Raw genomic sequence first — 24,266 nt, 5'->3', positions numbered from 1 at the left:
GCGACGCACAGGAACAAAACGAAACCATTCCGGGTCAGCCTTATGCCCCACGACATGTCCGACGACACGCCCGACCTCGCATCGCTCGATACGCGCCGGCGGCGGATCTATTTCCGCGCCACGCATCGCGGCACGCAGGAAACCGACATCCTGATCGGCGGATTCGTCGCGCCTCGCCTGGCCCGCATGACCGACGCCGAGCTGGACGCGCTGGAGGCGGTGATGGACCTGCCCGACACCGACCTGGCCGACTGGCTCAGCGGCCGCAGGCCGGTGCCGGCCGAACTGGACGGACCGATGATGCGCGCGCTCCTGGCCGATGCGGGCGATCCTGCCCGCCACGCCGCGCTGCGAAACGCACGATGACCGCGGGGGCCACGATCTGGGGCGTCCCCGACGGGTTCGACGCCTTCCTGCTGGCGCGCCGCGCCGCCGAACAAGACGGCCCCGTCCTGCACGTCGCGCGCGACGATGCCGGCATGGCCCGCATCGGCGACCTGCTGTCCTTCGTCGCCCCGAATGTCGAAATCCTGCGCTTCCCGGCGTGGGACTGCCTGCCCTATGACCGCGTCTCGCCCAATCCCGCCATCGTCGCCGAACGCGTCGCCACGCTGACGCGCCTGCTGGAACCGGCGGCCGGCCCGCGCATCGTGCTCACCACGGTCGGCGGCCTGGTCCAGCGCGTCGCCCCCCGGGCCGCCTTCCGCGGCCAGTCGATCACGCTGGCCGCCGGCGACAGCCTGGACCAGCCATTGCTGATCGAACTGCTCGTCGCCGCCGGCTACAACCGCACCGACACGGTGATGGAACCCGGCGAATTCGCCGCCCGCGGCGGCATCTTCGACATTTTCCCGGCGGGCGAGCCCGAACCGGTCCGCCTCGACCTGTTCGGCGACGAAATCGAAAATATCCGCCGCTTCGACCCCGCCAGCCAGCGGTCCTCGGACCGGCTGGATCGCTTCGTCATGCGGCCGGTCGCCGATTTCACGCTCGACCAGGCCAGCATCTCGCGCTTCCGGACCGGCTGGCGCGACCTGTTCGGCCCGGCCGCCGCCGATCCGCTCTACCAGCACGTCTCGGACGGCCGCCGCCACGCCGGCATGGAACATTGGCTGCCACTGTTCCACGATCAGATGGAGACCCTGGTCGACTACCTGCCGGGCCTGGCCGTCATCCTGGCCCACCAGGCCGAGGAGGTCCTGGCCGCCAGGCTGGAAATGATCGCCGATCATTTCGAAGCCCGCCGCCAGCCGGTGCGCGAGGGCGAGGTCCCGTACCGCCCGCTGCCGCCGCACCTGATGTATCTGGACCGCAAGGGCTGGGACGGAATCCTGGCCGGCCATCCGGTCATCACCTTCAATCCCTTCGCCCGCCCCGACGACGCCCCGGGCCTCGATGCCGGCGGCCGGCCGGGCATCCTGTTCGCCCGCGGCGCGGGCGCCGAGGGGCGCGAGAACGTCTTCGCGCTGCTCGACACCCAGGTCCGGCAATGGACCGAGGTCGGACGCCGCGCCTACGTCTCCGCCTGGACCCGCGGCTCGCGCGAACGGATCGCCAGCCTGCTGCGCGAACACGGCATGCGGGTGCGGGTGGTCGAAACCTGGTCGCGTGACCACGACATGCCGCCCGGCACGGTCGGGCTGACCATCATGGGGCTGGAACGCGGCTTCATCGCCGACAACATGGCCTTCGTCTCCGAGCAGGACCTGCTGGGCGAACGGATCGCCCGCCCGCCCCGCCGCCGCAGGAAGGCCGACCAGTTCATCGCCGAAGCCTCGGAAATCGCCGAGGGCGACCTGGTGGTCCACCAGGATTACGGCATCGGCCGCTATGACGGGCTCGAGACGATCGGCGTCGGCAGCGCGCCGCACGACTGCTTGCGGCTGATCTATGACGGGAACGAAAAACTGTTCCTGCCGGTGGAAAACATCGAATTGCTCAGCCGCTTCGGCTCCGACCAGGCCGGGGTCGCGCTGGACAGGCTGGGCGGTGCCTCGTGGCAGAACCGCAAGGCGAAGATGAAGCAGCGCATCCGCGACATGGCGGGTGAACTGATCCGCACCGCCGCCCTGCGCGCGCTGCGCGAAGCCCCCGCCCTGGCCCCGGCCGAAGGGCTGTGGGACGAATTCTGCGCCCGCTTCCCCTTCGTCGAGACCGAGGACCAGTCCCGCGCGATCGCCGACGTGCTGGAGGACATGGGCTCGGGCCGGCCGATGGACCGGCTGGTCTGCGGCGATGTCGGCTTCGGCAAGACCGAGGTCGCATTGCGCGCCGCCTTCGTCGCCGCCCTGTCGGGGGCGCAGGTCGCGGTGGTGGTGCCCACCACCCTGCTGGCGCGGCAGCATTTCCGCACCTTCTCGGCCCGTTTCGCGGGCCTGCCGATCACGGTGGCGCAGCTCTCGCGCATGGTCACCGCCAAGGACGCCGCCGCCGTGCGCAAGGGCCTGACCGACGGCACGATCAACATCGTGGTCGGCACCCACGCGCTGCTGGCCAAGGGCGTCCAGTTCGCCGACCTGGAACTGCTGATCATCGACGAGGAACAGCATTTCGGCGTGGCCCACAAGGAGAAGCTGAAGGCGCTGCGCGAGGACGTGCACGTCCTCACCCTCTCGGCCACGCCGCTGCCCCGCACGCTCCAGCTCGCTCTGACCGGCGTGCGGGAAATGAGCCTGATCGCCACCCCGCCCACCGACCGGCTGGCGGTGCGCACCTTCATCATGCCCTTCGACAGCGTCGTGATCCGCGAGGCGATCCAGCGCGAGCGCTTCCGCGGCGGACAGATCTTCTGCGTCGTCCCGCGGATCGAGGACCTGGACCGCATGGCCGCGCGCCTGCACGACATCGTGCCCGACGCGCGGCTCGTCCAGGCCCATGGCCGCCTGACGCCGACCGAGCTGGAACGGGTCATGACCGAATTCGGCGACGGCAAATACGATATCCTGCTCTCCACCAACATCGTGGAAAGCGGGCTGGACATGCCGGCGGTCAACACGCTGATCATCCATCGCGCCGACATGTTCGGGCTGGGCCAGCTCTATCAGTTGCGCGGCCGCGTCGGGCGCGGCAAGCAGCGCGGCTATGCCTACCTGACCTGGCCGCAGACCCATGTCCTGTCCGCCGCGGCCGAAAAACGGCTGGAAGTCATGCAGACGCTGGACACGCTGGGCGCCGGCTTCACGCTCGCCTCGCACGATCTGGACCTGCGCGGCGCCGGCAACCTGCTGGGCGACGAGCAATCCGGCCATATCCGCGAGGTCGGGATCGAACTCTACCAGCAGATGCTCGAGGACGCGGTGGCCGAACTGCGCGTCGAGAAGGGCAAGCGCAAGCTCCAGGACCGCGACTGGACGCCCAACATCATCCTCGGCCTGCCGGTGCTGATCCCCGAGGGCTACGTGACCGACCTGCCGGTCCGGCTGGGCCTGTATCGCCGCATCGCCGCCCTGGCCAACGATGCCGAGATCGAGGCGATGGAGGCCGAACTGGTCGATCGCTTCGGCACGCCGCCCGACGAGGTCCGCAACCTGCTCGACGTCGTCACGCTCAAGCGCCTGTGCCGCGAGGCCGGCGTCGAACGGCTCGAAGCCGGGCCCAAGGGCATGGTGCTCCAGTTCCGCGGCAACAGCTTCGCCAATCCCGGCGGACTGGTCGGCTGGATCGCGACGCAGAAGGAAGCCAATGTCCGCCTGCGGCCCGACCACAAGCTGGCGCTGGTGCGCGAACTGACGAACGCCCAGCGCATCCGGCTGGCCAAGGACACGGTCCAGGCGCTCGGCCGCCTGGCGGCCGGGCAGGACAAGGCGGCCTGACGGGCACGGCCCGTCACGGCCGCCACCCCCAATCGCCACCCCCAATCGAAGGAGACAGGCAACATGAAGATCGACCTGACCGGCAAGACCGCCATCGTCACCGGCTCGACCGCCGGAATCGGCCTGGCCATCGTCGCCGCCCTGGCGGAAACCGGCGCCGAAATCGTCGTCAACGGCCGCGGCCAGGACCGGGTGGACGCGGCCATCGCCCATGTCCGCGCCCATGTGCCCGCCGCCCGCCTGCGCGGCGTGGCCGGCGACCTGGGCAGCGAATCCGGCGCCGACAGCTTCGTCCGACAGGTGCCGCAGGCCGATATCCTGGTCAATAATCTCGGCATCTTCGAACAGGGCGATTTCCTCGAAACGCCGGATGCCGACTGGCAGCGATTCTTCGACGTCAACGTCATGAGCGGCGTGCGCCTGACCCGGCACTACCTGCCCGGCATGGTCGGCCGCCAATGGGGCCGCGTGGTCTTCATCTCCAGCGAATCCGGACTGAACATCCCGCCCGACATGATCCCCTACGGCTTCACCAAGGCCGCGCAGATCGCCATCGCCCGGGGCATCGCCGAAAGCGTCCCGGGCACCGGCGTCACCGTCAATTCGGTGCTGCCCGGCCCCACCCGCACCGAAGGCGTGATGGAGATGTTCGAAAAGGCGGCCCGCGAGTCCGGCCGCCCGGCCGCCGAGATCGCGGCCGAATTCGTGCCCATGCACCGCCCCAGCTCGCTGATCCGCCGCCTGGCCGAACCCGAGGAGGTCGCCAGCATGGTCGCCTATCTCTGCTCGCCCCAGGCATCGGCCACCACCGGCGCCGCGCTGCGCGTCGAAGGCGGGCTGCTGCGCCACCCGGGCTGATCGCCGGCGCGGGCCGACCAGCGCAAGGTCAATCAGCGCAAAGCCAATCAGCGCAAGGGCAGGGGGATCCGGTTCACCGTCAGGATGCCCCCCTGCCAATCCACGTCCCACGACGTCGCATCGTCCGCATGGTGCCCGACCAGGTTGGCCAGGACCAGCGCGGCACTGGCCCGCGTCTGGCCCGCGTCGCGCAGGGCGGCGATCAATTCGGGCAGGTTGCGCATCCGCATGTGCCCGCTGGCCGACGCCCCGTCCGGCAGGCCGGTCACCACCGCCATGAAGCTGCCGTCCAGCCGCATGTCGCCATGCGCCGCCGTCAGGGTCCGGATGGTCACCGGCACCGCGACCGGACGTACCGGCCCGCCCGCCGTCGCCGCCAGCAGCGGCGCCAGCGCCGAAACGGGCAGCGAGACGACCGACCGCGCATCCTCGGGCAGCAATGCGGCCGGCACCGCCGCGCCGTCGTCGCGCAACCCGTGCATCTCCAGCGACATCGTCATCGAAACGCCCGGCTGCATGCCCGGCGGCGCCCCTTCCAGATGCAGGCGCAGCATTCCCATCGACAGGCGCGACCGGCCGCTGACCGCCTCGACCCCGCGCCACGCCACGTCATAGGCCCGCCCCGCCGCCAGCCCGCGCAGCACGGGCTGCAAGGCCGTCGCGAAATACTCGGTCGAACATCCGGGCGCATGACGGCCGCTCAGCGCGCCCAGCAGCCCGACCGACGCCGCGTTCAATATCTCGGGCAATGTCTCGGGCGCCGCGCCGTCCCCGCCCCTGATGGTGACCAGGCCGGCACGGAGCGAAGGGGCGTCCGCCCCCCCGGCAAGGCGCAGCCTGTAATCGCGGGCCGCCGCCCCGCCGGGCACGGGGGCCGGCGCGGCCCGCGCGACGGCGCAGTTCGCGGGCAGGGGCAGCGCGGCGGCCGGGGCCGCGCCCGCCAGCAGAACGGCCGGCAGCGCCAGGGCCACGGCAAGGGACGCAAACAAGGGGAGTCGCATAGTCGTCGTTCCGGCCGAAAAAAGTGACGTCATCGACGGATGCCGCCCCTGACGCAGTTAACATGACGCAGTCAATCCGTGACGCGGTTAATCCGTCACGCAATCAATCCATGACGCAATCAATGACATGAGAGTATGACCGAGGCGAGGCGGCATCGCCCGCCGCGCCCGTTCCGCCTTCAAATCCCTTCCAGCCGGCCGGCGCACCGGCCCATGCGTTTCACCGGGACCTTCGTTCGATGTTCAAGCCGGATCCGTTCCTGATCAGCCTCATCTGCACCGTCATCCTCGCCACCCTGCTGCCGTGCCACGGCGCGGCGGTCCCCGTCTTCCAGGATCTGGCCATCGCGGTCATCGCCGTCATGTTCTTCCTCCAGGGCGCGCGCCTGTCGCGCCGGGCGGTGCTGGACGGGCTGGTCAACTGGCGGCTGCACCTGGTGATCCTGCTCTGCACCTTCGCGCTGTTCCCGCTGCTGGGGCTGGGGCTGCACGCGCTCTTCCCGCATCTGCTGCATCCCTCGGTGTGGCTGGGCATCCTCTTCCTGTGCTGCCTGCCCTCGACCGTCCAGTCCTCGATCGCCTTCACCTCGATCGCGCGCGGCAACGTGCCGGCGGCGGTCTGCTCGGCCACCACCTCCAACATCCTGGGCATCTTCATCACCCCGGTGCTGACCGGCCTGGTGCTCGGCCGGCACGGCGCGTCCGCCGGCCAGGGCGGGGTGGTGGCGATCATGCTGCAATTGCTGCTGCCCTTCGTGCTGGGCCAGGTCCTGCAGCCCTGGCTGGGCAAATGGGCGCATCGCAACAAGCGCCTGCTCTCCATGACCGATCGCGGCTCGATCCTGATCGTCGTCTACACCGCGTTCAGCGAGGCCGTGATCCAGGGCCTGTGGCACAAGCTGCCGCTGTCGCAGATCGGCCTGGTCCTGCTGGTCGACGCCGCCCTGCTGGCGGCGGTTCTGCTCGTCACCACCATGGGCAGCCGCGTCCTGGGCTTCTCCCCCACGGACGAAGCGGCGATCGTCTTCTGCGGCTCGAAGAAGACCCTGGCCTCCGGCGTGCCGATGGCCAACGTCCTCTTCGCCCCGGCCACGGTCGGGCTCGTGGTCCTGCCGCTGATGATCTATCACCAGATCCAGCTCTTCGTCTGCGCCGTCCTCGCCCGCCGCTACGCGGCGGCGCAGAACCAGCGCCAGGCAAGCCAGGACACGGCCCAGGTGGGCGCTTAATAAAGCTCGGCCGTCAGAAACCGCCGCAGCGCGTCCGACAGGATGTCGGGCGCCTCTTCGGGAATGTAATAGCCGCAATCGACTTCCAGCCCCTCGACCGGCCCGGTCGCAAAGGCCCGCCACAGGTCCGGCGGATCGTACCAGCCGCCCAGCCGCCCGTCGCGCGACCAGGCGACCAGCAGCGGACACCCGAAACGCAGATCGACCGGATAGGGCGGCACCCGGAAATGCCCGTTCGCCCCGGGTGACTGGCCCGGCGGCACCAGGTCCAGGTAGTCGGCCACGGCCGAGGGGTTGAAGGCACCGGCCGATTCCGCCGCGGGCTGCGTCCATTCCTCGGGAACCGCCACCGTCGCCGATTCCGGCTTCGGATGAAGCTGCGCGAACCAGCAGGCCTGATAGCGCGATAATTCATAGGCCAGGTCCGCCCGGCCATGATGCCCGGGCGAGGGGATGCATTCGATCTCGGCCAGATGCGTCACCCGCTCCGGCGCCCACGAGGCAGCATAGGCGGCGGCATAGGCCGCCACATGGCCGCCCGTCCCATGCCCCGCGATGGCCAGCGTCTCATGGCCCAGCGCCCGCGCGCAGGCCAGCAGATCGCGCGCCTGCCGGGCAAAATCCATGTCGCGCGGCAGGTCCGGACACAGCACGGTATGGCGGTCGGCCAGTCGCGGGGCCACATCGTGCCAGGCCGCGTGACTCTGCACCTGGCCGTGCAGCAGCACCAGCAGCGGCCCCCGGCCGCCCAGCCGCGCCCGTACGCGCCCCGCGCCCCACGCTACGTCCGTCAATTCCAGTTGCCCGAAGAACATGCAGCGATCCATTGCAGACATGACGCCCGGATAGGGGCACATACGACAGACAGACATATAGGCACAGTCGCGGCACTGGACAAAACCGGGGACGAAACCCGCGACGAAACCGGCCGCCCGCTGCTCCCACCTCAACAGGACATACAGGCTCATGACCGGACTGGACCCCGACGATTGGGACGAACTGCGCGGCCTCGGCCACCGCATGCTGGACGACATGTTCGACCATCTGGCCGGCCTGCGCGACGGCCCGGTCTGGCGCAAGCTGCCCGACGATTTCCGCGCCGGCCTGCGCGACCAGCCTTTGCCCACCGCGCCCACGGCGCCCCAGGCGCTGTACGAACGGTTCCGCGACCAGGTCGCGCCCTATGCCACCGGCAATACCCATCCGGGCTTCATGGGATGGGTGCATGGCGGCGGCACCGCGATCGGCATGCTGGCCGAAATGCTCGCCGGGGGGCTCAACGCCAATTGCGGGGGCCGCGACCACGCACCGGTCGAAATCGAGCGCGCGGTCATCGGATGGGCGGCGGAAATCATGGGCTTCCCCGCCGATTCGTCCGGCCTGCTGGTCACCGGCTCCTCCATGGCCAACCTGATCGCCGTGATCACCGCCAGCCGCGCCACCCCCAACGGCGCGTCCTTGCGGCAGCAGGGGGTCGGCGGCCGCCGCCTGGTCGGCTACGCGGCCGAAACCGCCCATGGCTGCGTGGCCCGCGCCTTCGACCTCGCCGGGCTGGGCACCGATTCGCTGCGCATCATCCCGGCCGATCCGGCCCACCGCATGGATATCGCCGCCCTCGACGCCGCCATCGCGGCCGACCGCCGGGCCGGATTCGTGCCGTTCATCGTCATCGGCACCGCCGGCACGGTCGATACCGGGGCCACCGACGACCTGGACGCCATCGCCGCCATCGCGGCGCGCGACGGGCTCTGGTTCCATGTCGACGGCGCGTTCGGCGCCCTGGCCATGCTGTCGGACCGGCTGCGCCCGCAATTGCGCGGCCTGTCGCGGGCCGACAGCCTGGCCTTCGATTTCCACAAATGGGCCCAGGTCCCCTACGACGCCGGCTGCATCCTGGTCCGCGAACCCGGGCGCCAGGCCGCCGCCTTCGCGCAATCGCTGGCCTATCTCTCGCGCGCCGACCGGGGCCTGGCGGCCAACGCTCCCTGGTTCTGCGACCTCGGGCCCGACCTGTCGCGCGGCTTCCGCGCGCTCAAGGTCTGGATGACCCTCGGCACGTACGGCACCGACCGCCTGGGCCGGATGGTCGAATCCTGCTGCGCGGCCGCCCGCCACCTGGCCGCCCGCGTGGATGCCGAACCGATGCTCGAACGGCTGGCCCCGGTCGCGCTCAACATCGTCTGCTTCCGCGTACGGACCGGGGACGCCGACCTGGACCGGCTGAACGGCGAACTGGTGAAGGACCTGCACGAATCCGGCATCGCCGCGCCATCGACGACGGTGGTGGGCGGCATGCTGGCCATCCGCGCGGCCATCGTGAACCATCGCACGACGCCCCGCGACACCGACCGCATGATCGACGCGCTGCTCGGCTTCGCCGCTGCCCGCCTGACCGACATCCGCCTGGCCGATGTCCGCCCAACCGATACCGACCCGCCGGGCAAAAATCAGTAGGGCAGGGGGTTAAGCCACCCCGCGGCGGCCCATCGATGCGGATTTCTCGTCGAACAGTTCCGACAATTTCCGCATCATCGTGCCGCCCAGCTCCTCGGCGTCGGTAATCGTCACCGCGCGCCGGTAATAGCGCGTCACGTCATGGCCGATGCCGATGGCGATCAGCTCGATCATGCTGCGGCTTTCGATCTGCGCGATCACCTGCCGCAGATGCGTCTCCAGATAGGACCCGGGATTGACCGACAGGGTGCTGTCATCCACCGGCGCGCCATCGGAAATCACCATCAGGATGCGCCGGCTTTCCGGACGGGCCTGCAGCCGCCGCGACGCCCACAGCAGCGCCTCGCCGTCGATGTTCTCCTTCAGCAGCCCCTCGCGCAGCATCAGGCCCAGATTCTTCCGCGCCCGCCGCCACGGCATGTCCGCCGCCTTGTAGACGATATGCCGCAGGTCGTTCAGCCGCCCGGGATGGCGCGGCTTGCCGTCCGCCACCCAGCGCTCGCGGCTCTGCCCGCCCTTCCACGCCCGGGTGGTAAAGCCCAGCACCTCGACCTTCACCGCGCAGCGCTCCAGCGTGCGCGCCAGGATATCGCCGCACATCGCCGCCACCGAAATCGGCCGCCCGCGCATCGACCCCGAATTGTCGATCAGCAGCGTGACCACCGTATCGCGGAAATCCGTGTCCCGCTCATGCTTGTACGACAGCGACAGGGTCGGATTGACCACGACCCGCGACAGGCGCCCCGCATCCAGGATTCCCTCGTCCAGGTCGAACTCCCACGCCCGGGTCTGCTGCGCCAGCAGCCGCCGCTGCAGACGGTTCGCCAGCCGCGACACCACCCCCTGCAGGCTGATCAACTGGTGGTCCAATTGCTGCCGCAGCCGCGTCAGTTCCTCGGGGTCGCACAGATCCTCCGCCGCGATCTCCTCGTCGAACGCGGTCGTATAGGGATGATAGGACAGCGCCGGGTCGGCCGCCTCCTTCTCGTCCGGCGCGCGCGGCCCGCCCGCTTCCTCCGACCCCGACGCGCTGGCCCCGTCCGATTCGTCGCCATCCTCGTCGCCCAGGCCGGCGCCCTGCGCCAGTTGGGGCTGCAGGCCGGTCTCGTCCTCCTCCTGGCTGCCGGACTCGTCGTCCTGCTGCTCGGGCTTGTCCGGGGCCTCGCCGTCCTCCTCCTCGTCCCGGTCGGACGGGGCGCTGTCGTCGCCCTCGGGCGCTTCCTCGGTCTCGGCCTCGCCCTCGATCAGGTCGCACGCCACCAGCAGGCGCCGCGCCGCCCGCGCGAACGCCGCCTGGTCGTCCAGACAGGCCGCCATGTCGTCCAGCGCCTTCCGTCCGGCCGCGCCCAGATGCGCGCGCCAGGCCTCGGCCACCGCGCGCATGCGCTCCGGCACGGGCTCGCCGCTCAGCCGCTCATGCGCCAGCAGCGACAGCGCCACATGCACCGGCAGGTCCTGGCGCGTCTCGGCACGGTCGTGGCCGGCGTCGCGATAGGCCTGCTCCGTCCGGTCGCGCAGATTGGCCGCGACCCCGGCCATGTAGCGCGCGCCGACACTCTCGACCCGCGCCTGCTCCAGCGCGTCATAGGCCGCGCGCGCATCGCCCTGTTCCGGCCGCGCCGCGCCGTGCAGCGCCGCGTCGTGATGGCGCAGTTGCAGGGCCGCGGCGTCCGCCGCCCCGCGCAGCTTGCGGATATCCGCGTCCGACAGGTGCAGCGACGGCTGCGGCAGCCGGACATGATCGCCGCTCAGCGCCGCCGCCGGCGGGATCGGCCCGCTCTGGAACGTCACCTCGGCATGCGCCCGTCCGCCCAGCGCGCGCAGCGCGCCGACCGTCGCGCGCTTGAACGCGTCCGCCCGCTCGGCAGCCTCGGTCCTGGCGGTCCGGCCGGTGTCCTTCTTCTCGCGCATGCCCCCTTGCCGATCAGCGCGGACGCGCCGCCGCCCCCATGGGGTCGACGTTGAAGCAACGCTGGTAATATTCCGCCACGGTCGGGCGCTCCGCCTCGTCGCACTTGTTCAGGAACGACACGCGGAAGGCGAATTCCAGATCCTTGAAGATCCTGAAATTCTCCGCCCAGCTTATGACGGTCCGCGGCGACATGACGGTCGAGATATCCCCGGCGATGAATCCCGACCGCGTCAGGTCGGCCAGCGCGACCATGCTCTCGATCCGCTTGCGCGCCGGCCCGTCATGCGGGTCCACGCCCATCTTGGCCACCACGATGGCCGTTTCCTCGGCATGGGGCAGGTAATTCAGCGTGGTGACGATGTTCCAGCGGTCCATCTGTCCCTGGTTGATCTGCTGCGTGCCGTGATACAGCCCCGTCGTGTCGCCCAGCCCGACCGTGTTCGCCGTGGCGAACAGCCGGAAATACGGATGCGGCCGGATCACCCGGTTCTGGTCCAGCAAGGTCAGGTGGCCCTCGATCTCCAGCACGCGCTGGATGACGAACATCACGTCCGGACGGCCCGCGTCATATTCGTCGAACACCAGCGCGCAGGGATGCTGCAGCCCCCACGGCAACAGCCCCTCGCGGAATTCCGTCACCTGCTTGCCGTCGCGCAGCACGATCGCATCCTTGCCGATCAGGTCGATGCGCGAGATATGGCTGTCCAGGTTGATGCGCACGCACGGCCAGTTCAGGCGCGACGCCACCTGCTCGATATGCGACGACTTGCCGGTCCCGTGATAGCCCTGGATCATCACCCGGCGGTTGAAGGCAAACCCCGCCAGGATGGCCAGCGTCGTATCGTGATCGAAGCGATAGGTCGGGTCGGCATCCGGCACATGGTCGGTACGCACCGAAAATGCCGGCACCTCCAGGTCGCTGTCGATGCCGAAGGTCTCGCGGGCGGACACGACGCGGTCGGGCGCGGACAGGACCGAGATCGGCGGCAGGTCGTCCCCGTTCTCGGCAACGGATCCGGCGGTCAGGGTGGCAAGGTCATTCATCGGTTCTATCCGTCGCGGCTGGCGGGGCGGACGGCGCCTGGCGCAGGACCGTCCCGCATCTCATATATTTTCGGCGTTCCAAGCCACTATAGACCGGAACGCCCGCAAGGCCATGGGGTCAGGCCGTTCTTTCCAGGTCCGCCTCACGCGCCGCCGTCAGGTGCGCACGCACGGCGGTATAGGCCACGTTGATGCTCTTCAGCCGCTCCTCGGCCACGCGGTCGCCGCCATTCGTATCGGGATGGTGCCGCCGCGCCAGGTCCTTGTAGCGCATTTTCAACTCGTCCATCGACAGCGGCCATTCCAGCCCCAGCGTATCCAGCGGCTGGCGCAGCCCTTCCGGCACGTCCGGCCGGGCGGCGGCGGGGCGGCGCACGGGCCGCCCGCCGCCCAGCAGGTCCAGCGGATCGATCAGGTCCTCTTCCGCGAAATGCGTCCGCCCGCCCCGCTGTCCCAGCCGCCAGGACGGCCGGTTCCACGAGACGTCGTCGCGGATATGCGCCTCGATCTGGCCGGGCGACATGCCTTTGTAGTAATCCCACCGCGCATTGTATTCGCGGACATGCGGCAGGCAGAACCAGAAATACTCCGTCAGCGTCTCGCGTGAGCGCGGCGCGCGATAACCGGCGGCCTCGCCGCAGCCCGCCATGTCGCAACACCGCTCCGGCGCATCCGGATCGGGATCGAAAGCCCGGTGTCGTGTGTTCCTTCGGTTCATCATCTGGCGTTATGTGCGTCCGGACCGTATTCGTGCAAGTGCCAAGCACACATGCCAGCCGGGAGACCGCCCTCATGACCGACCCTGCGACCGACCCTGGGACCGCCCCCGCAACCGACCCTGGGACCGACACCCCGACCGATCCCGCGACCGATGCGGAACCGACCCGCGCGGCCCGGATCGGCCGGATCCTGCGCGCCCGCCTGGCCCCGGCGCTGCTGGAGATCAGCGACGACAGCGCCCGCCACGCCCACCATGCCGCCATGCGCGGCGCATCGGGGGGCGAAACCCATTTCAGCATCCTGATCGTCAGCACCGCGTTCGAAACCATGGGGCGCGTGCCGCGCTCGCGCCTGGTGCACGACCTGCTGGGCGACGAATTCACGGCCGGCCTGCACGCCCTGTCGCTGACCCTGCGCACCCCGGCGGAGCATGAGAAGACGACCGGCGCAAAGGCGGCAGCCATATGACCGCCGCCGCCCCACACCGCGCCCTCCCGCGTCGCGCGCTCCTCGCCGCGCCGCTGGTCCTCGCCGCCTGCCAGGCGGCCCCGGGCCCGACCGGCGGCGGGCGGGACGTCGCGCGCATCGAACGCTATCTCAACGACACGCACGGCCTGACCGCCCATGTCGTCCAGACCTGGCCGAACGGCACGGTCGGGGCCGGGACCCTCTTCTATGAACCCGGCCATCTGCGGCTCGACTACGATACGCCGCACCCGATGCGTCTCGTCGCCGCCGGCGGCCACGTGGTCTTCCGCGACGCGGCCCAGCAATCGGTCACGCGCATGAACCTTTCGCGCCAGCCGCTCGGGCTGCTGCTGACCACCCCGGTTCACCTGGCCGGCGCCGTGACCGTCACCGCGATCCAGCACGGCGCCGACGTGCTGCAGGTCTCGCTCGCCCGTACCGACAATCCGTCACAGGGCCTGCTGACCCTGGGCTTTTCGGATTTCGCCGGACAATTGTCGCTGGTCGCGATCGACATCCTGGACGCCCGCCGCAACCGGACCCGCCTGCACCTGACGGACGTCGGGACCGGCCGGATCTTCCCCCCCGATTTCTTCTCCCTGTCGACGCCGCTCTGACAGCCGCTCTGACACTGGCGCACCCGTCACCGTCGCACCCGTCACCGGCGCGCCCATCTCAGGCCGCGCCGAACACATCCTGCCAGCACGCCCGCAGCGCCTCGTCCACCTCCGCCATGCTCGCGCGACGGCCCAGCGCATGCAGGCTGGTCACCCCGTGCTCGCGGATCCCGCACGGGACGATGCCCGCGAAATCGTCCAGGTCCGGCATCACGTTCAGCGCCACCCCGTGCCAGGACGTCCAGCGCGACACCCGCACGCCCAGCGCCGCGATCTTGTTTTCCGCGCCGCTGTCCGGGTCCACGACCCAGACGCCGATGCGCCCCTCGCGCCGCTCGCCCGACACGTCGAAACAGCGCAAGGTCCGGATCAGCCAGGCTTCCAGCCCATGGACATACGCGCGCAGGTCGCGCGGCGGCACGTCGCCGTGCGGCCGGGTCAGGTCCAGCATCACATAGGCCACGCGCTGCCCCGGCCCGTGATAGGTCCATTGCCCGCCGCGCCCCGCGTCATAGGTCGGAAAGCCGCGCGGGTTGAACAGGTCCTCGGCCCGCGCCGACGTCCCGGCCGTAAAGGTCGGCGGATGCTCCAGCAGCCAGACCCGCTCCGGGGCCTGCCCGTCGCGAATCGCCGCCACCTGCCGCTCCATCTCGGCGACGGCATCCGGGTAGGGCACCGGGCCCGCGCTGGAATTCCACAGAATCGTCTTTTCGGTCATTGCCCGTCGATCATGCATCGTCTATACGGCCTCCGTCGCACGGTATCGCTCAGGCGATGACCGATGTCACGGTGCGGTCGTGGCGGAATGGTAGACGCGCAAGCTTGAGGTGCTTGTGGGGGCAACCCCGTGGAAGTTCGAGTCTTCTCGACCGCACCACCGATCCCCTTTAATGGGCAATTCGGATCACCGTGCAGGTAAATTTTTTTTCATGCACGAAATTTCCACGGCAGCGCAACGTTTGGCCCCCCTTCGCGTTCGCTTCGCGAGTGATCCCGTACGAAGAAAGCTCGGTCGGCCGACGCCGTGACGCAGCCTAAATTCCGTCATCTTTTCTTGGTATTTTCAGGGAAGTAGCCCCTGAACGTCCATTTACCCTCCGGTATTTCTATACTACGGGGACACTCGGACATTTCGTTTCATACCGTGGATAGAAGGTGACGCTTGTGATCAAACCCTTGCGAAAAGCCGTCCTCCCCGTCGCCGGCCTCGGCACGCGTTTCCTCCCGGCCACCAAGGCCATGCCGAAGGAAATGCTCCCCGTCGTCGACAAGCCTCTGATCCAGTATGCGATCGACGAGGCACGCGCCGCCGGGATCGAGGAATTCTGCCTGATCACCGGACGCGGCAAGGATTCGCTGATCGATTATTTCGACGTCGCCTTCGAGCTCGAGACCACATTGCGCGAGCGCAACAAGACCGAGGCGCTCGAAGCCCTGGCCCCCTCCAGCATCGAAGCCGGCGCGCTCAGCGCCGTCCGCCAGCAGGAACCGCTGGGCCTGGGCCATGCGATCTGGTGCGCGCGCAGCTTCATCGGCGACGACCCGTTCGCCATCCTGCTGCCCGACGACGTGGTCAAGAGCAAGGTGCCCTGCCTCAAGCAGCTCGCCGACGCGTATTACCAGACCGGCGGCAACGTCGTGGCGGTGACCGAGGTCCCGCGCGAACACACCAACCGCTACGGCATCCTCAAGACCGGTCGCGATGACGGCCGTCTGGTCGAGGTCGAGGGCCTGGTCGAGAAGCCCAAGCCCGAGGAAGCGCCGTCCAACCTGTCGATCATCGGGCGCTACGTGCTGACCGCCGACGTCATGACCCACCTGGCCAAGCTGGAACGCGGCGCGGGCGGCGAGGTCCAGTTGACCGACGCGATGGCCAAGGTCATCGGCCACGCGCCCTTCCACGGCCTGCGCTACGAGGGCACGCGCTTCGATTGCGGCAACAAGATCGGCTTCCTCGAAGCGCAGATCGCGTTCTCCATCGACCGCCCCGACCTGGGCCCGTCGGTACGCGAATTCCTCAAATCCTACTGCGGTGAACTGTAATGTCCTTTACGCACAGTTTCGATCCGACCAGCCTGCGCGAATATGATATCCGCGGAATCGTCGGAAAGACCCTGCACCCCGAAGACGCGTTCGCCATCGGCCGGACCTTCGGCAGCATCGTGGCCCGCAAGGGCGGCAAGACGGTCGCCATCGGCTATGACGGCCGCCTGTCCTCGCCCGCGCTCGAGGCGGCGCTGGTCGAGGGCGCCGTGGCGTCGGGGGTCGAGGTCCTGCGCGTAGGACGCGGCCCCACCCCGATGCTCTATTTCGCGTCGGTCACGCTCAAGGCCGACGGCGCCATCATGGTCACCGGCAGCCACAACCCGCCCAATTACAACGGCTTCAAGATGATGCTGGCGGGCAAGCCGTTCTTCGGCGCCCAGATCAAGGAACTGGGCGACCTGGCCGCCGCCGGCGACGTGGTGCCCGAGGCCGCGGGCAGCGTGCGCGACGTGCATCTCAAGGACGACTACATCACCCGTCTGGTCCAGGATTGGGACGGCGGCGACCGCAAGCTCAAGATCGTCTGGGACAACGGCAACAGCGTCGCGGGCGAGGTCCTGGCCGATCTGGTCACGAAGATCCCCGGCGAGCACACCGTCCTGAACGGCGAGATCGACGGCACGTTCCCGGCGCACCATCCCGACCCGACCGTCGCCAAGAACCTCGAACAGCTCATCGACACAGTGCGCAGGACCGGGGCCGATATCGGCCTCGCCTTCGACGGCGACGCCGACCGCGTCGGCGTGGTCGACGACAAGGGCGAGATCCTGTGGGGCGACCAGATCCTGGTCATCCTGGCCCGCGACGTGCTGCGCACCCATCCGGGCGCCACGATCATCGCCGACGTCAAGGCCAGCCAGGTCCTGTTCGACGAGGTGGCGAAGGCCGGCGGCAAGCCGCTGATGTGGCGCACCGGCCATTCGCTGATCAAGTCGAAGATGGCCGAGACCGCGTCCCCGCTGGCCGGCGAAATGTCGGGCCACATCTTCTTCGCCGACAAATGGTACGGCTTCGACGACGCGCTGTACGCCGCCGTGCGCCTGCTCGGCATCGTCGCCCGCCTCGACACCACGCTGTCGGCGGTGCGTGAGGCCCTGCCCGAGACCATCTCGACCCCCGAACTGCGCTTCGACTGCCCCGACACCCGCAAATTCGCGGTGATCGAGGAAGTCGCCGGCCGGCTGAAGGAAGACGGCAGCGACGTCTCGATGATCGACGGCGTCCGCGTCAATACGCAAGACGGCTGGTGGCTGCTGCGCGCCTCCAACACCCAGGCGGTGCTGGTGGCCCGCGCCGAGGGCAACACCCAGGCCGGCCTGGAACGACTGAAGGTCGCGCTGACCGCCCAGCTCGAAAAATCCGGCCTCGCCGCGCCGGATTTCTCGGGGGAAAATGCCGGGCACTGACCCGGCCCCTCTCCCGGAGCACATCTCCCGGAGCACGCCTCCCGTCGCCACGGGCTTTGAAGTTTCGGCAACGGCCTGGTATGGTACCAGGCCGTTTTTCATGCCGTCCCGGAGTTCCGCCGGACCCATGCCCGCCGCACCCCCCTTCCGCTCCTTCCTCGAACCGGGACAGTTCGTCCTGCATCCCGACCATCCGGAATGGGGACGGGGCCAGGTGCAATCGGCCGTCGGCCATCGCGTGACGGTCAATTTCGAACATCAGGGCAAAATGCTGATCGACGCATCCATCGTCGCCCTGACCATCCTGTCCTGAAGGGGCCGGGTCATGGCCATGCCGTTCCTCGATTCCTTCGGCCGCGCGGTGACCTATCTGCGCGTGTCGGTCACCGACCGCTGCGACATGCGCTGCGTCTACTGCATGTCGGAAACCATGTCCTTCCTCCCCAAGGCCGACATCCTGACCTTCGAGGAACTGGACCGGCTCTGCGCCGCCTTCATCCGCAACGGCGTCACCCGCATCCGGATCACCGGCGGCGAACCCCTGGTCCGCCGCGACATCGACCTGTTCTTCCAGGCGCTGGGGCGCTGGCTGCACGGCAGGGACGATTCCGGCCATCTCGACGAACTGACATTGACCACCAACGGCTCGCTGCTGGCCGACCATGCCGACGCCCTGGCCCGCGCCGGCGTACGGCGTGTGAATATCAGCCTGGATTCCCTTGATCCTGAACGATTTCGCCGCATCACCCGTCGCGGCGTCCTCGACCAGACCCTCAACGGCATCCGCGCCGCCCGCGCGGCCGGACTGGCCGTTCGCATCAATACCGTCGCAATGGCGGGCGTGAATGACGACGAATTCGATACGCTGCTCGCCTGGTGCGGCGAAATAGGCGCCGATCTCTGCCTGATCGAAACCATGCCGATGGGCGAGACGGGCGAGGACCGGACCGACCGCTACCTGCCGCTCTCCGCCATCCGCGCCGACCTTGCCCGGCGCTGGACGCTGGAACCGCTCCCCCTGCGCACCGGCGGCCCGGCCCGTTATCTGCATGTGCGCGAGACCGGCCGAAAACTCGGCCTGATCACGCCGATGACCCATAATTTCTGCGAAAGCTGCAACCGGGTGCGCCTCTCCTGCACCGGCCAGCTCTATACCTGCCTGGGGCATGAAGGCGCGACCGACCTGCGCCGACCGGTCCGGGACGGCGCGACCGACGACACCCTGCTCCACCTGGTCCGGCAGGCGATCCTGCGCAAGCCGAAAGGCCATGATTTCGTCATCGGCCGTCAGGCCGACGACCCCGCCGCCATCCGCCGACACATGAGCGTCACGGGCGGATAATATTTCATACTCAATCGACTATTCGATGTTCTTCAACGCATCTTCCAGCGGCGTGGTGAACTGCCCCGGCCGAAGGGGCTTCGGCTGCCCGGCATCGGGCGACCAGCCTGTCATGATGGCGACCCGCAGCGGCACCGACAGCCCGCCATCCTCCTGCATCATGGCGGCCAGGGCGGCGGGGAACAGGCCGGCCGGCGCGGCCTGCCGGCTGCGCAGCATCAGCGCATTCGTCTCGCCCGCCGCGCGCAGGTCGCGCAACAGGCCGAAGGGCGCGCGATAGGCCAGCGCCACCGTCTCGGCGTCTGCCACCGGCAGCGCAAACCCCGCCCGCTGCAGCAGCGCCGCGCAATCGCGCAGGTCCGGCAGGGGCGAGACCCGCGGCGCGGCGCCCCCGGCCAGTTGGCATTCCGCCTCCGTCAGGGCATGGCGCAGTGCGGACAGGCTGGGCAGCACCGGCAGGCTGGCCAGGAACAGCCCGTCCGGCCGCAGCGCATGCCGGATCTGCGCCAGCGCCCCCGGCAGGTCGTTGACCCAGTGCAGCGACAGGTTGGCCACCACCAGGTCGAACGCCCCCGGCCCGAACGGCAGCCACTCCTCGTCCGCGCAGACCGCCATGCCGCCATTCACGCCGGCCATGCGCGGCGACAGGTCGCAGGACACGACGAAATCGATGCCCCGGGCCCGCAATCGCGGCGCCACCACGCCCCGTCCACCGATATCCAGCGCGGCGGAGAAGCGATAGGTCGTGTCGTCCAGCCGGTCCAGCAGCCGCTCCGCCACGTCCTCCAGGATCGGCGCCACATCCCCCGCCAGCAGGGCGGCGCGGTCGCGATGCCGGCGAACGGCGCGCCGGTCGAAAATCACAGGGCCAGTCATTATAGGGCCGGTCATTTCACGGTCGGTCATGGGCGGGATGTGCTCTTCCGGTCGAACTCTGCCAATGGCACCTTTGCGTGAGGAACGACGCAGGGCGAAAAACGCATGACGGGCAGTCCATGACGGACAGCGGAACGGACGGCGGGGCAGGGCGGCGGGGCGCCGCGGCCGCCCTGCGCCGCGCGCGCACGCTGCTGCTGGATTGTCTTCTGCCACCCGATTGCCCGCTCTGTCACCAGCCGGTCGACCGAGCGAGCCTGCTCTGCCCCGAATGCTTCCGCCGCATCCGCTTCATCGCCGAGCCGTGCTGCCGGCAGTGCGGCGAACCGTTTTCCGCGCCGGGCTTCGGCGGCGCGGGGCGCATCTGCGCCCCCTGCGGCGCGGCCCCGCCGCCCTGGCGCCAAGGCCGCGCGGCGATGGTCTATGACGAATGGTCGCGCCCGCTGATCCTGCGCCTCAAATACGCCGACCGCACCGACCTCGCCCCGATCCTGGCCCGCCACATGCTCCGGGCCGGCGCCGGCCTGCTCGACGGCGCCGACCTGCTGGTCCCCGTGCCGCTGCATCGCCGGCGCCTGTTCCACCGCCGCTACAACCAGGCCGCGCTGCTAGCCCGGGCGACGGGACGTCTCGCCGGCCTCCCGACCATCCCCGATCTGCTGGTCCGCCCGCACCCCACGCCGCCATTGGGCCGACTGGGCGCCACGGCACGGCGCGACACGCTGCGCGGCGCCATCGCGCTCCGCCCCGGCCGCGCCGCCCAGGTCGCCGGGCAACGTATCCTGCTCGTCGACGACGTCATGACGACGGGCGCCACGACCGGTGAATGCGCGCGCGTGCTCCTGGCCGCCGGCGCCCGCTCGGTCGATGTGCTGGTCGCCGCCCGCGCCCCGGCGCCGCCCCGCTCGTAACGGCATGCACGCGATCCTATGTTGCAATCCGCCAAGTACGATATGCTGGCTTTTATTGCCCAGGCGAGGACCATGATGCCGAAGATCGAAATCTATACGCAGCCCGGCTGTCCCTATTGCGTGCGCGCCATGCGCCTGCTGCAGCAGAAAGGCACACCGTTCACCGAGATCCGCGCCCTGCACGGCACGCCCGAACGCGCCGAGGCCCAGGCCCGCTCCGGCGGCCGGACCACGGTGCCGCAGATCTTCATCGACGGCCGGCATATCGGCGGATGCGACGACCTGATGGCGCTGGACCGCGGCGGTCGGCTCGACCCGCTGCTCCAGGCCGCCTGAAAGGGCATCGAACGCGTGATCCGCTATCAGTTGCGCTGCGGTCAGGGCCATGAATTCGATGCCTGGTTTCCCGGCAGCGCGGCCTTCGACGACCAGGCCAGGCGCAATCTCCTGTCCTGCCCGCATTGCGGCACCGCCGACGTCACCCGCGCGTTGATGGCGCCCGCCGTCCGCACCGCCCCGGCCCCCACGCCCGACCCGGCGCCCATGCCCGGCCAGGCGTCGATCCCGGCGGCAGCGATGGCCGCACTCCAGAAACTGCGCCGGCATATCGAAGAGAATTGCGAAAATGTGGGCGATCGCTTCGCGGACGAGGCCCTGCGGATCCATCGCGGCGACGCCGACGAGCGTGGCATCTACGGCCACGCCTCCGACGACGACCGTCACCGCCTGGCCGATGAAGGGGTCGACATCGTCGCCATTCCCTGGGTCCCGCGCGCCGATAGCTGAACGCGCGCGACGTCTGGCCCGACGACGCGCCATGGCGCGGACGACCGACGGCATCCCCGGCCCGCCCAGGCGCACGCCGTGGGTCCGTCTCCTGCCGCTGCTCGCCCTCCTGGCCGCGCCGGCCGTGGCCCTCCAGGCCCAAACACAGGCACGGGCCCAGCCGGCCGACACGGGAATTTTATCCGTCCTGGGCTTGTGGGAAACCAAGGAACACGATGGGGTGTTCCAGATTACTTCCTGCGGCACTCAGGTCTGCGGGCGCCTCGTCGGCATGCGCTATACCGGCGAGGTTCCCAAGGGCAAGGACGGCGAATCCGAATGCGGACTCCTCATGTTGACCGGCTTCACGCCGGATCCCGACGATCCGGGCCGCTGGAACGGCCATATCCTGGATCCGGACGATGAGCACGTCTACCACGCCCAGATCTGGTCCCCGCGGGAAGGAGTCCTGAAGCTGCGCGGCTATGTCGGCATCCCCCTTTTCGGCGAGACCCAGACCTGGACCCGTTATGCGGGCACGATCGGCCCCCTCTGCCGAATGCCCTAGTGTCCTGCCCGTGCCCGTTTCCGTCGGAAAAGATCGAATCGAGATCCTACAAGAATGAACATGCTCCTTTCGCGACGTAACCTGATGCTGGCGCTCGCGGCATCCGGCACCGTTCCCCTCGTTTCCGCCCGCGCCGCCATCCCCGCCACGTCGCGGACGCTGTGCTATATCGGCGGCTACAACAAGCACGCCCCCCCGGGCGGCGCGGGCAACGGCCAGGGCATCGCGGTGTTCGAGATGAACCGCCAGACGGGCGGCCTCATCCCCGTCACCACCTATATGGACATCGCCAGCCCGTCCTTCATCACGATGTCGGCCGACAGCCGCTTCCTGTACGCGCTCAGCGAAATCGACGATTTCAACGCCAGCCATGACGGCAGCGTCACCGCCTTCTCGATCGACCCGGTGTCGGGCGAACTCAGCCGGCTGAACGCCGTCTCGTCGGGCGGCGCGGTCCCGGCCCATCTCAGCGTCCATCATTCCGGCCGCTACGTGCTGGTGGCCAATTATGTCGGCGGCAGCGTCGGCGTGCTGCCCATCCGCGCGGACGGCAGCCTGGGCGAGCCCACCGACGTGGTGCACAATACCGGCCCGCGCATGCCCGAGCGGGCCGAGGACAATCCCCCCGGCAATTACGCGGTCAGCGATCATTCCGGCTCGCACGTCCATATGGTCGCCAGCGATCCCTCGGGCCGCTTCGTCCTGGCCTGCGACGCCGGGCTCGACCGCGTCTATGTCTGGGCGCTGGATATCGCGACCGGCAAGCTGCGCCCGGCCGCGACGCCCTTCATCAACCTGATCCCCGGCTCCGCCCCCCGCCATTTCGCCTTCAGCAATGACGGCAAGATCATCTACATCCTCTGCGAACAGGATTCGAAGGTCGTCGTCGCGTCGTTCGATCCGCGCACCGGCGCCCTGACCCCGGTGCAGAAGGTCAGCACCGTCACGTCCTATTTCCAGGGCAGCACCCTGGCGGCGGAAATCCTGCTCTCGCCCAACGGCCGCTTCGTCTACGCCTCGAATCGCCTGGGCGATTCGCTGGCGGTGTTCCGGGTCAGCCCGCGCGACGGCACCCTGACCCTGGTCGACGAGGTCTGGATGCACGCCGATTACGGCCGCGCCATGATGTTCGACCCGTCCGGCACCTTCCTCTACTGCGCCAATCAGCGCAGCGATTCGGTGACCTCCTTCCGCATCAACCAGGAAACCGGGGCCCTGGACTTCACCTGGCACTTCACCGCCGTCGGCAGCCCGACCACCTTCGCGTTCCTGCAGATTTGAGCCGCTCCCATGCCCCGGCTCCAGCCGGGGCAGGGGGGCCGTTCAGGGCGCCGCCAGGCAGGCGATATAATTCACCGACAGGTCCCGGCTCTCGCGCCATCCGCCGATGCCCGGGACCATGCCGGCCGTGTCCGACACGCGCAGCCCGGCCTGGCCCGCGAACGTACCCAGCTCGGCGGGGGTGATGAATTTCCGCCATTCATGCGTGCCCGCCGGCAACAGGCGCAGCACGTATTCCGCCCCGATCTTGGCCGTCGCCAGCGACCGCCAGGTCCGGTTCAGGGTCGAGACGACGATCCTCCCGCCCGGCGCAACCATCCCGGCCAGCAGCCTCAGGAACGCGGCCGGATCGGTCACGTGCTCGATCACCTCCAGCGCGGTAATCGCATCGAAGCGCGCCCCCTCGGCCAGCAGCGCCTCGGCGCTCCCGGCGCGATAGGCCAGCATGCCGCCATCCGGGGGCAGAGGATGCGCGTCCAGGTGCCGCCGCGCCGCCGCGATGGCGGCCTCGGACGCGTCCAGGCCCAGCACGTCGTACCCCATGCGCGCCAGCCCCTCGCTGGCCAGGCCGGCGCCGCACCCCACATCCAGGACCCGCGCGCGCCGCCCGCCGGCGCCCAGCGGGGCGGGCAGGTGGCGGCGCGTCCAGTCCAGGCGCAGCCCGTTCATCGCATGCAGCGGCCGCATCGGCCCCGACGGGTCCCACCACCGATCGGCCAGCGCGCTGAACCGCGCGATCTCATCCGGCGCCACCGAGTCGGAAACAGCATCGGCGCCCGGCATGGCGTGCCGGGACGTATCATTGACCTGCATGGTTCCCCCACCTGTGCGCGCGCCATCTCCCGCTGGACGGCGCAACGGTGGAAGGGTATGTGACGCGCCTTGCGGATAACCGCAATGCCCCCTCGGCCGCTCCGGGCGGTTCCGACGGGCTGGAACGGCCCATCCCACCGAAT

At 69.4% G+C, this 24,266-nt stretch carries 24 protein-coding genes and 1 tRNA gene; 17 read left to right on the top strand and 8 right to left on the bottom strand.

The features are described from left to right. Positions 1-54: 54 nt before the first annotated feature. The 3 genes from AAC691_RS02970 (at position 55) to AAC691_RS02960 (ending at position 4,670) form a co-directional block, all read left to right on the top strand. Entirely contained in the window at positions 55-366 is a 312-nt protein-coding gene (locus AAC691_RS02970) for a succinate dehydrogenase assembly factor 2 (RefSeq protein WP_323993714.1), read from the top strand. After that, the gene (mfd, locus tag AAC691_RS02965) at positions 363-3,812 is read left to right on the top strand and encodes a transcription-repair coupling factor (RefSeq protein WP_342628894.1); all 3,450 of its coding nucleotides are present in this window, start codon (positions 363-365) and stop codon (positions 3,810-3,812) included. The genes AAC691_RS02970 and mfd overlap by 4 nt, the downstream gene beginning before the upstream one ends. A 63-nt stretch (positions 3,813-3,875) precedes the next feature. Beyond that, complete coding sequence (locus AAC691_RS02960; protein ID WP_323991124.1) at positions 3,876-4,670, top strand: SDR family NAD(P)-dependent oxidoreductase; 795 nt, start codon at positions 3,876-3,878, stop codon at positions 4,668-4,670. Between the two features lie 47 nt (positions 4,671-4,717). Here the strand turns inward: AAC691_RS02960 and AAC691_RS02955 are convergent, their stop codons facing one another. Next, positions 4,718-5,671, bottom strand: a complete 954-nt coding sequence (locus AAC691_RS02955) for a hypothetical protein (protein ID WP_342628893.1) — start codon at positions 5,669-5,671, stop codon at positions 4,718-4,720. 239 nt (positions 5,672-5,910) lie between these two features. Between AAC691_RS02955 and AAC691_RS02950 the strand changes: the two genes are divergently transcribed. After that, on the top strand, positions 5,911-6,900 hold the full coding sequence (locus tag AAC691_RS02950; protein WP_323991122.1) for a bile acid:sodium symporter family protein: 990 nt from the start codon (positions 5,911-5,913) through the stop codon (positions 6,898-6,900). On the opposite strand, the gene AAC691_RS02945 is transcribed toward AAC691_RS02950, so the two are convergent. Then, positions 6,897-7,715, bottom strand: coding sequence for an alpha/beta hydrolase (locus AAC691_RS02945; protein ID WP_342628892.1), 819 nt, complete (start codon positions 7,713-7,715; stop codon positions 6,897-6,899). The two genes, AAC691_RS02950 and AAC691_RS02945, sit on opposite strands and share 4 nt — an antisense overlap. A gap of 151 nt (positions 7,716-7,866) precedes the next feature. Here AAC691_RS02945 and AAC691_RS02940 point away from each other — a divergent pair, with 151 nt between their 5' ends. Then, complete coding sequence (locus tag AAC691_RS02940; RefSeq protein ID WP_342628891.1) at positions 7,867-9,354, top strand: pyridoxal-dependent decarboxylase; 1,488 nt, start codon at positions 7,867-7,869, stop codon at positions 9,352-9,354. 9 nt (positions 9,355-9,363) lie between these two features. Here AAC691_RS02940 and cobT read toward each other — a convergent pair whose 3' ends face one another. From cobT to AAC691_RS02925, 3 genes are all read right to left on the bottom strand, one after another. Further along, positions 9,364-11,265: a cobaltochelatase subunit CobT gene (cobT, locus tag AAC691_RS02935; protein WP_342628890.1), complete on the bottom strand. Its 1,902-nt coding sequence runs from the start codon at positions 11,263-11,265 to the stop codon at positions 9,364-9,366. Between the two features lie 13 nt (positions 11,266-11,278). Next, on the bottom strand, positions 11,279-12,310 hold the full coding sequence (cobS, locus tag AAC691_RS02930; protein WP_323991118.1) for a cobaltochelatase subunit CobS: 1,032 nt from the start codon (positions 12,308-12,310) through the stop codon (positions 11,279-11,281). A gap of 118 nt (positions 12,311-12,428) precedes the next feature. Continuing rightward, positions 12,429-13,031: a J domain-containing protein gene (locus tag AAC691_RS02925; protein WP_323991117.1), complete on the bottom strand. Its 603-nt coding sequence runs from the start codon at positions 13,029-13,031 to the stop codon at positions 12,429-12,431. A 71-nt stretch (positions 13,032-13,102) separates the two neighbouring features. Here AAC691_RS02925 and AAC691_RS02920 point away from each other — a divergent pair, with 71 nt between their 5' ends. Together AAC691_RS02920 and AAC691_RS02915 are read left to right on the top strand one after the other, a co-directional pair. Next, positions 13,103-13,498 (top strand): BolA family protein, encoded by a 396-nt coding sequence (locus tag AAC691_RS02920; protein ID WP_342628889.1) that lies wholly within the window; start codon positions 13,103-13,105, stop codon positions 13,496-13,498. Next, positions 13,495-14,115 carry an outer membrane lipoprotein carrier protein LolA gene (locus AAC691_RS02915; RefSeq protein ID WP_342628888.1) on the top strand — a complete coding sequence of 207 codons (621 nt, stop codon included), beginning with the start codon at positions 13,495-13,497 and terminating at the stop codon, positions 14,113-14,115. The genes AAC691_RS02920 and AAC691_RS02915 overlap by 4 nt, the downstream gene beginning before the upstream one ends. 58 nt (positions 14,116-14,173) lie before the next feature. Here the strand turns inward: AAC691_RS02915 and lipB are convergent, their stop codons facing one another. Next, positions 14,174-14,851: a lipoyl(octanoyl) transferase LipB gene (gene lipB, locus AAC691_RS02910; RefSeq protein ID WP_342628887.1), complete on the bottom strand. Its 678-nt coding sequence runs from the start codon at positions 14,849-14,851 to the stop codon at positions 14,174-14,176. Positions 14,852-14,906: 55 nt separating this feature from the next. Between lipB and AAC691_RS02905 the strand changes: the two genes are divergently transcribed. The 5 genes from AAC691_RS02905 to moaA all read left to right on the top strand — a co-directional run bounded on the left by AAC691_RS02905 (position 14,907) and on the right by moaA (position 18,909). Continuing rightward, a tRNA-Leu gene (locus AAC691_RS02905) sits at positions 14,907-14,992 on the top strand. 287 nt (positions 14,993-15,279) lie between these two features. Next, positions 15,280-16,158 (top strand): UTP--glucose-1-phosphate uridylyltransferase GalU, encoded by an 879-nt coding sequence (gene galU, locus AAC691_RS02900; RefSeq protein ID WP_323993712.1) that lies wholly within the window; start codon positions 15,280-15,282, stop codon positions 16,156-16,158. Continuing rightward, entirely contained in the window at positions 16,158-17,567 is a 1,410-nt protein-coding gene (pgmG, locus tag AAC691_RS02895) for a phosphoglucomutase/phosphomannomutase PgmG (RefSeq protein WP_342628886.1), read from the top strand. The genes galU and pgmG overlap by 1 nt, the downstream gene beginning before the upstream one ends. Before the next feature lie 127 nt (positions 17,568-17,694). Next, complete coding sequence (locus tag AAC691_RS02890; RefSeq protein WP_323991112.1) at positions 17,695-17,880, top strand: DUF3553 domain-containing protein; 186 nt, start codon at positions 17,695-17,697, stop codon at positions 17,878-17,880. A 12-nt stretch (positions 17,881-17,892) separates the two neighbouring features. Beyond that, a complete protein-coding gene (gene moaA, locus AAC691_RS02885) occupies positions 17,893-18,909 on the top strand; it encodes a GTP 3',8-cyclase MoaA (protein WP_342628885.1) in 1,017 nt (338 codons plus the stop codon). An 18-nt stretch (positions 18,910-18,927) separates the two neighbouring features. Here the strand turns inward: moaA and AAC691_RS02880 are convergent, their stop codons facing one another. Further along, positions 18,928-19,785, bottom strand: coding sequence for a methyltransferase domain-containing protein (locus AAC691_RS02880; protein ID WP_342628884.1), 858 nt, complete (start codon positions 19,783-19,785; stop codon positions 18,928-18,930). 119 nt (positions 19,786-19,904) lie between these two features. On the opposite strand from AAC691_RS02880, the gene AAC691_RS02875 reads away from it, so the two are divergent. The 5 genes from AAC691_RS02875 (at position 19,905) to AAC691_RS02855 (ending at position 23,310) form a co-directional block, all read left to right on the top strand. Further along, positions 19,905-20,696: a ComF family protein gene (locus AAC691_RS02875; protein ID WP_342628883.1), complete on the top strand. Its 792-nt coding sequence runs from the start codon at positions 19,905-19,907 to the stop codon at positions 20,694-20,696. Positions 20,697-20,771: 75 nt separating this feature from the next. Continuing rightward, on the top strand, positions 20,772-21,032 hold the full coding sequence (gene grxC, locus AAC691_RS02870) for a glutaredoxin 3 (protein WP_176642043.1): 261 nt from the start codon (positions 20,772-20,774) through the stop codon (positions 21,030-21,032). Positions 21,033-21,047: 15 nt separating this feature from the next. Further along, entirely contained in the window at positions 21,048-21,482 is a 435-nt protein-coding gene (locus tag AAC691_RS02865; RefSeq protein WP_342628882.1) for a DUF1178 family protein, read from the top strand. 31 nt (positions 21,483-21,513) lie between these two features. Beyond that, on the top strand, positions 21,514-22,029 hold the full coding sequence (locus AAC691_RS02860) for a DUF2147 domain-containing protein (protein WP_342628881.1): 516 nt from the start codon (positions 21,514-21,516) through the stop codon (positions 22,027-22,029). Between the two features lie 54 nt (positions 22,030-22,083). Next, a complete protein-coding gene (locus tag AAC691_RS02855) occupies positions 22,084-23,310 on the top strand; it encodes a lactonase family protein (protein WP_342628880.1) in 1,227 nt (408 codons plus the stop codon). A gap of 42 nt (positions 23,311-23,352) precedes the next feature. On the opposite strand, the gene ubiG is transcribed toward AAC691_RS02855, so the two are convergent. After that, positions 23,353-24,123, bottom strand: coding sequence for a bifunctional 2-polyprenyl-6-hydroxyphenol methylase/3-demethylubiquinol 3-O-methyltransferase UbiG (gene ubiG / locus AAC691_RS02850; protein ID WP_342628879.1), 771 nt, complete (start codon positions 24,121-24,123; stop codon positions 23,353-23,355). Between the last annotated feature and the right edge of the window lie 143 nt (positions 24,124-24,266).

Origin of the sequence: Nguyenibacter vanlangensis, from assembly GCF_038719015.1 — a bacterium.
Taxonomy (GTDB): domain Bacteria; phylum Pseudomonadota; class Alphaproteobacteria; order Acetobacterales; family Acetobacteraceae; genus Gluconacetobacter; species Gluconacetobacter vanlangensis.
Note: the sequence above shows the minus strand (reverse complement) of the source record. Positions and strands in the feature narration are given on the sequence as shown.